General features: G+C 39.7%; 1 protein-coding gene and 1 pseudogene. Both read right to left on the minus strand.

The window, feature by feature from the left end; translation table 11 throughout:
* Window positions 1–292: pseudogene (locus tag ACFIQE_RS11220) on the minus strand (integrase); the annotation flags it as partial.
* A 6-nt stretch (window positions 293–298) separates the two neighbouring features.
* Complete coding sequence (locus tag ACFIQE_RS11225) at window positions 299–517, minus strand: hypothetical protein (protein ID WP_375640850.1); 219 nt, start codon at window positions 515–517, stop codon at window positions 299–301.
* Window positions 518–680 lie beyond the last annotated feature (163 nt).

Here is a 680-nt window from a genome sequence, read left to right on the forward strand (position 1 = left end):
TGTATTCTCTTTGTTTCTTTGTGGCTTTAGCGAGGTTATGCCAATTGGAGCTATTAAAATACTGTTTAAGGAGCCATGCGAATGAACCTTCGACTAGCTTACCAGTTTTTGATTTAGGAAGTATAAGCCCTTGTAACTCGGCAAGTGCGCTTTTGTAGTTGTCAACAAACTCTTGCGTTCCATAGGTACCGCGTATTCTAATACGTGGTCCATGACCAATACGTACATACCATATAATTTTACCATGACGTGTGACTTCTTTGACAAGATGAGGAGGACGTGGTTTTGGCATGGTATTTTACATCTTAAAGAGTGCGGTTTCGTAATATTCATTCTTTGACAAATCTAAAAGTTTGTCTGGGTGGCTAACTGAATTTGGTATTGGAATATCTGCTTTAAGATAGATAAGCAGTTCACCAGTAGGTTTGATTTCTATGAGTTCGCATTTTTGCTTTTTTGCTTCTCTTAAAGCTCGTGCAATGTCTGCTTGCGTTATGATAGCTTTACGAGGCGCCATATCTTTTCTCCTACATTGAGACGCAATTTACCCATTTCGTGAATCACGCATGACTTAAAAGTTGTTATGAAAGGGCGGGGGTGCTTGTAGATATGCGGGGAACAAAACACCCCCATAAGGTTAAGCAGCTTTTGTTGAGAGTTGTTTTATCTCTCGTTCTATC

This window comes from Bartonella sp. AA1HLJMS (assembly GCF_042197445.1).
Taxonomy (GTDB): domain Bacteria; phylum Pseudomonadota; class Alphaproteobacteria; order Rhizobiales; family Rhizobiaceae; genus Bartonella.

What these genes read in the sequence shown, in the direction of transcription:
- ACFIQE_RS11225 (WP_375640850.1), bottom strand. Translation starts at nt 517, where the DNA reads ATGGCGCCTCGTAAAGCTATCATAACGCAAGCAGACATTGCACGAGCT.